The sequence below is a fragment of the Rhizobacter sp. genome, assembly GCF_035702065.1.
Taxonomy (GTDB): domain Bacteria; phylum Pseudomonadota; class Gammaproteobacteria; order Burkholderiales; family Burkholderiaceae_C; genus Rhizobacter.
In genome coordinates this window covers 1-5,689 of sequence record NZ_DASSRA010000471.1, presented here as the reverse complement: position 1 = coordinate 5,689, position 5,689 = coordinate 1, and the positions used below count along the sequence as shown (strand labels likewise).

At 69.4% G+C, this 5,689-nt stretch carries 6 protein-coding genes; 3 read left to right on the top strand and 3 right to left on the bottom strand.

What is annotated here, in order from left to right; all coding sequences use genetic code 11:
• Positions 1-882, top strand: an 882-nt coding sequence (locus tag VFL64_RS20970) for an extracellular solute-binding protein (RefSeq protein ID WP_489542327.1), incomplete at its 5' end; no start/stop codon positions are given.
• Between the two features lie 18 nt (positions 883-900).
• On the opposite strand, the gene VFL64_RS20965 is transcribed toward VFL64_RS20970, so the two are convergent.
• Positions 901-2,556, bottom strand: coding sequence for an ABC transporter permease (locus tag VFL64_RS20965; protein ID WP_489542326.1), 1,656 nt, complete (start codon positions 2,554-2,556; stop codon positions 901-903).
• A gap of 50 nt (positions 2,557-2,606) precedes the next feature.
• On the opposite strand from VFL64_RS20965, the gene VFL64_RS20960 reads away from it, so the two are divergent.
• On the top strand, positions 2,607-3,683 hold the full coding sequence (locus tag VFL64_RS20960; protein WP_489542325.1) for an ABC transporter ATP-binding protein: 1,077 nt from the start codon (positions 2,607-2,609) through the stop codon (positions 3,681-3,683).
• A 7-nt stretch (positions 3,684-3,690) separates the two neighbouring features.
• Here the strand turns inward: VFL64_RS20960 and VFL64_RS20955 are convergent, their stop codons facing one another.
• Positions 3,691-4,344, bottom strand: coding sequence for a LysE family translocator (locus tag VFL64_RS20955; RefSeq protein WP_489542324.1), 654 nt, complete (start codon positions 4,342-4,344; stop codon positions 3,691-3,693).
• A 112-nt stretch (positions 4,345-4,456) separates the two neighbouring features.
• Between VFL64_RS20955 and VFL64_RS20950 the strand changes: the two genes are divergently transcribed.
• Entirely contained in the window at positions 4,457-5,029 is a 573-nt protein-coding gene (locus tag VFL64_RS20950; protein ID WP_489542323.1) for a PDZ domain-containing protein, read from the top strand.
• Positions 5,030-5,032: 3 nt separating this feature from the next.
• On the opposite strand, the gene VFL64_RS20945 is transcribed toward VFL64_RS20950, so the two are convergent.
• The coding region (locus tag VFL64_RS20945; protein ID WP_489542322.1) for an urease subunit alpha at positions 5,033-5,689 on the bottom strand (657 nt) is incomplete at its 5' end.

Here is a 5,689-nt window from a genome sequence, read left to right as displayed (position 1 = left end):
AAAGAGACGGGCATCAAGATCAACCGCATCGAGGGCAAGGAAGACGAGCTCCTCGAACGCATCAAGAACGAAGGCGCCAGCTCGCCGGCCGACGTGTTCATCACCGTCGACGCCTCGCGCCTGGAGATCGCCGACAAGGCCGGCGTCTTCGCGCCCGTGCAGAGCAAGCTGCTCGATGCCCGCATACCGGCCCACCTGCGCACCGCCAACTGGCTGGCCTTCTCGACCCGCGCCCGTGTGATCGTCTACAACGCGAAGACGATCAAGCCCGAGTGGGTGCAGACCTACGAAGACCTGGCCAACCCGCGGCTCAAGGGCCAGATCTGCGTGCGCTCGGGCTCGCACCCCTACAACCTGTCGCTCGGTGCGGCCCTCATCACCCAGCACGGTGAGGCCAAGACCGAAGAGTGGGCCAAGGGCGTGGTGGCCAACTTCGCTCGCGCGCCCAAGGGTGGCGACACCGACCAGCTGCGCGCCGCAGCGGCCGGCGAGTGCGGTGTGGCCATCGCCAACAGCTACTACGTGGCACGCCTGATGCGCTCCACCAAGCCGGAAGACGTGAAGGACATGGAAGCCCTCACCGTGGTGTGGCCCAACCAGAAGACCTGGGGCACGCACGTCAACGTGTCGGGCGGTGGCGTGGTGAAGACCGCGCCCAACAAAGCCAACGCGGTCAAGTTCCTGGAGTACCTGGCGAGCGACGCTGCGCAGACCTACTTCGCCGATGGCAACAACGAGTGGCCGGTGGTGAAGAGCGCCTCGGTCAAGAACCCGGCGCTCGACAAGCTCGGGCCGTTCAAGGCTGACGAGACGCCGCTCTCGAAGTGGGCGCCGAACACGGCCGCCGCACAAAAGGTATTCGATCGCGCCGGCTGGCGCTGAATCCCGCTCGCAAACCGCTCAGCGTCTGTCGCTGGCGATCTGCCGGCACAGCACGATGAGCGGCAGCAGGCCCACGGCCACGATGGCCAGTGCGGCCGTCGAGGCCTCGGCCAGCCGCTCATCCGATGCCAGCCGGTAGGCCTGCGTCGCCAGCGTGTCGAAGTTGAAGGGCCGCATCACGAGCGTGGCGGGCAGTTCCTTCATCACGTCGATGAAGACCAGCAGGCCCGCAGTGAGCAGGCCGCGCCGCAGCAGCGGCACGTGCACCTGCGCCAGGGTGCGGGTGGGCGTGAGGCCGAGGCTGCGGGCGGCGTCGTCCATGTGGGGCGTGACCCGGTGCAGGGCCGAGTCGACCGTCTGCAGGGCGGCGGTAAGAAAGCGCACCACGCAGGCGAAGACGAGCGCGGCGATGCTGCCGGTGAAGAGCAGGCCCAGGTCCCAGCCGAAGCTGTCGCGCAGCCACTGCGCCAGCGCGTTGTCGAGCCTCGCCACCGGGATCAGCACGCCGACCGCGATCACCGAGCCGGGCAGCGCGTAGCCCATGCCGGCCGCCCAGTGGGCGCTGCGTGCGATGGGGCCGGGGTCGAGCCGGCGCGCATAGGCGACCAGCAGGGCCAACGCCACCGCGATGACCGCGGTGAGGCCCGAGACGACGAGGCTGTTGCGTGCCAGGCTGAAGAAGAGCGTGCCGAACTGCGCATCGCCATCCGTCAGCGCCATGTGCAGCAGCACGCCGCTCGGCAGCAGAAAGCCAAGGAGCAGCGGCACGCAGCAGGCCGCGAAGGCCAGCGCCGCACGCCAGCCTTGAAGCCGAGGCCCACGCGGCGGCTGCCGGCGCAAGCCCGGGCCGTGGTAGCGGGCGCGTCCGCGCGACGCTCTTTCCAGCGCCAGCACCAGCAGCACGAAGCCCAGCAGGCACATCGAGAGCTGCGCCGCAGCGGCGCGGTCGCCGAGCGAGAACCAGGCGCGGTAGATGCCGGTGGTGAAGGTCTGCACCGCGAAGTAGGAGACGGTGCCGTAGTCGGCCAGCGTCTCCATCAGCGCGAGCGCGATGCCGGCAGCGATGGCCGGCCGTGCCATCGGGATCGACAGCCGCACGAAGCTGCGCCACGGAGTGAGCCCGAGCGAGCGGCCGGCCTCCATCACGCCGCCGCCGCGTTCGAGGAAGGCCGTGCGGGCCAGCATGTAGACGTAGGGGTAGAGCACGCAGATGAACATGGCCACCGCACCGCCGGTGCTGCGCACGTCGGGGAACCAGTAGTCGGCGCGGCTCCAGCCGAAGGCGTCGCGCAGCGCGCGCTGCACGGGGCCGGCGTACTGCAGCAGGTCGGTGTAGGTGTAGGCCATCACGTAGGCCGGCATGGCGAGCGGCAGCACCATCAGCCATTCGAAGTGGCGGCGGCCGGCGAAGTCGAGGTGCGTCACCAGCCAGGCCGCGCCCACGCCGAGCAGCCCGACTCCGATGCCGACCCCCGCGCACAGCAGAAGGCTCGTCGCCACGTACTCCGGCAGCAGCGTGCTGGCGAGGTGGGTCCAGGTGCCTTCGGTACCGGTGCTGAAGAGGCTGGTGGCCACCGACACCACCGGCACCGCCACGATCACGGCGATGGCCAGGCTCCACCAGGTGAGCCAGCGTGTGGGGTGCAGCGCGGTGAGGATCGGGAGCGTGGTCATGGCAAGCCGCGGGCAGTGTAAGGTGCGGCCTGTCTTCGCCTTGCCTTGCCATGTCGTCCACCACCCGCCCCGTCCTCGAACTGAGCCGCCTCGGCCACCGCTATGGCGCCCAGCCGACCTTCGCCGGGCTGGACCTCACGCTCGCGCCCGGCACGGTGTGCTGTCTGCTCGGCCCCTCGGGCTGCGGCAAGACCACGGTGCTGCGCTGCATCGGTGGCTTCGAACGGGTGAGCGAAGGCGAGGTGCGCATCGACGGCCAGGTGGTGGGCAGCCCCGGCGTGCACGTCCCGCCGGAGCAGCGGCGCATCGGCATGGTGTTCCAGGACTACGCGCTGTTTCCGCACCTCACGGTGCTGCGCAACGTGGGCTTCGGCGTGGCCGACAAGCGTGCGGCAAACGATCGCGCGATGGAGCTGCTGCACACCGTGGGCCTGGCCGCCGCGGCCGACCGCTACCCGCATGAGCTGTCCGGCGGGCAGCAGCAGCGCGTGGCGCTGGCGCGAGCCCTGGCACCCAAGCCCCGCCTGTTGCTGCTCGACGAGCCATTCTCCAATCTCGACGTCGAGCTGCGTGAGCAACTCGCGGGCGAGGTGCGCAGCATCCTCAAGGCCTCGGGCACGACGGCCGTTTTCGTCACGCACGACCAGAACGAGGCCTTTGCGATGGCCGACGAGATCGCGGTGATGCACCAGGGCCGCATCCAGCAGATCGCCGGGGCCTACGAGCTCTACCACCGGCCGAACAGCCGCTTCGTGGCCGACTTCATCGGCCAGGGTGTGTTCGTCGAGGCCGAGGTGGTGGCGCCGCAGCGCCTGCGCTTCGAACTGGGCGAGGTGCTCGCGCCGGAGCCGGTGCGCCACGCCGACACCGGAGAGCCCTGCACGGTGGGCGAGCGCGTGCAGGTGCTGATGCGCCCCGACGACGTGCTGCACGACGACGCCAGCCCGCTGCGCGCAACGGTGCAGCACAAGGCGTTCCGAGGCGCCGAGATCCTCTACACGCTGCAGCTTGCGAGCGGAACGCGGGTACTGGCGCTGGTGCCCTCGCACCACAACCACGCGCTGCAGGAGGCGATCGGCGTGCGCCTGGACATGGACCACGTGATCGCCTTCGCGCCGCAGCGCTGAGGCGTGTTCACTTCGTCACGGGCCGGCTGGAGAAGGCCGTCAGCAGGCCCAGCCCGATGAACGACGCGCCGGCCGCGCGCTGGCCCCAGCGCGCGTGCGCGCCGAGTTGCCCGATGCGCGGTGCGACCAGGCTGGCCGCCAGCACGTAGATGAGATCGGTGCAGGCCGCCACCGCGCAGAACAGGCCACCCAGCGCTAGGCTCTGCAGCAGGTGCGGCGCATTCGCATGCATGAACTGCGGCAGGAAGGCGGCGAAGAACAGGGCCGTCTTGGGGTTGAGCAAGGCCACCACGAAGCCGTCGCGGAAGATCTTCGAAGGCTTCATCGGTGCGATGGGTGTGTTGCCGGCGGCCACCGTGCCCGCCGAACGCAGCATGCGGATGCCCATCCAGACGAGGTAGGCCGCGCCAGCCCACTTCACCACCGTGAACGCGGCCGACGAGACGGCGAACACCGCCGCCAGCCCGATGGCGGCGCCGATGGCATTGCCCAGGTTGCCCAGCGCCACGCCGGCCACCGAGGCCAGGCCCGAGGCGCGGCCCTGCGACAGCGTGCGCGCCAGGATGTAGACCACGGCGGGCCCGGGCGTCAGGGCGAGGATCAGGCTGGCCGTGAGGAAGGCCAGCAGCAGAGGGAGCGGCGGGAGCAGGTCGGCGAGCATGGGGCACTCCGGGGTGGGAACCGCGACAGTATGTCCCCAAGGCGGTAGACGTCGCCACCGTCAGCCGACGTGGCAATAATCCGTACCTGTCACCCCTTTTCGGAGAAGTTCCATGTCCCGTCGACTCGTCGCCGTTTCGAGTTTGCTCCTGACCTTGGGTCTGGCCGCCTGCCTGGCGGCCGGCTCGGCATCCGTGGGCGGCACCCTCAGCGGGCTGCCGACCTCGACCACCGTGGTGCTGCAGAACAACGGCGGCGACAACCTCACGCTCAGCCAGAACGGCAGCTTCACCTTCTCGGGAACGCTCGACAACGGCAAGACCTATGCGGTCACGGTGCTCACCCAGCCGGCTGGTGCCGTTTGCACCGTGGGCAATGGCAACGGCACGATCGACTCGAACGGTACCGACGTGACCAATGTGTCCGTCACCTGCGCGGTCAGCACGTCGCTGAGTGGCACGGTGTCGGGCTTGAACCCCGGCACGAGCGTGACGCTGATCAATGGCACCACCACCTTGGCCGTCGCCACCAATGGCGCCTTCGCCTTCCCGGGTACGCTGGCCAACGGCACGGCCTACGCGGTGACGGTGAGCATCCCGCCCGCCGGGCAGACCTGCACGGTGGCGAACGGCAGCGGCACGTTCACCTCGGGCACGGCGACGAACATCGCCGTGACCTGCGTCTGAGGCTCAGAACAGAAAGTACTTCTGCGCCATCGGCAGCACGGTGGCCGGCTCGCAGGTGAGCAGCTGGCCATCGGCGCGCACCTCGTAGGTCTGCGGGTCGACCTCGATCTTGGGCGTGAAGCCGTTGTGGATCATGTCGGCCTTGCCGATGGTGCGCGTGTTGCGCACGGCGGCCACGCGGCGCTTGAGGCCCAGCTGGTCGGCCACACCCAGGTCGACGGCGGCCTGCGACACGAAGGTGATGCAGGTGTTGTCCATGGCCGAACCGAAGCTCGCGAACATGGGCCGGTAGTGCACCGGCTGCGGCGTGGGGATGGACGCGTTGGGGTCGCCCATGGCGGCCGCGGCGATGGCCCCGCCCTTGAGGATGAGTGAGGGCTTCACGCCGAAGAAGGCCGGCTTCCACACCACCAGGTCGGCGAGCTTGCCCACCGCCACCGAGCCCACCTCGTGCGAGATGCCCTGCGTGATCGCCGGGTTGATCGTGTACTTGGCGATGTAGCGCTTGACGCGGAAGTTGTCGTGGCGCGCGTTGTCTTCGGGCAGCGTGCCGCGCTGCTGCTTCATCTTGTCGGCCGTCTGCCAGGTGCGGATGATCACCTCGCCCACGCGGCCCATGGCCTGGCTGTCGGACGACATCATCGAGAACACGCCGACGTC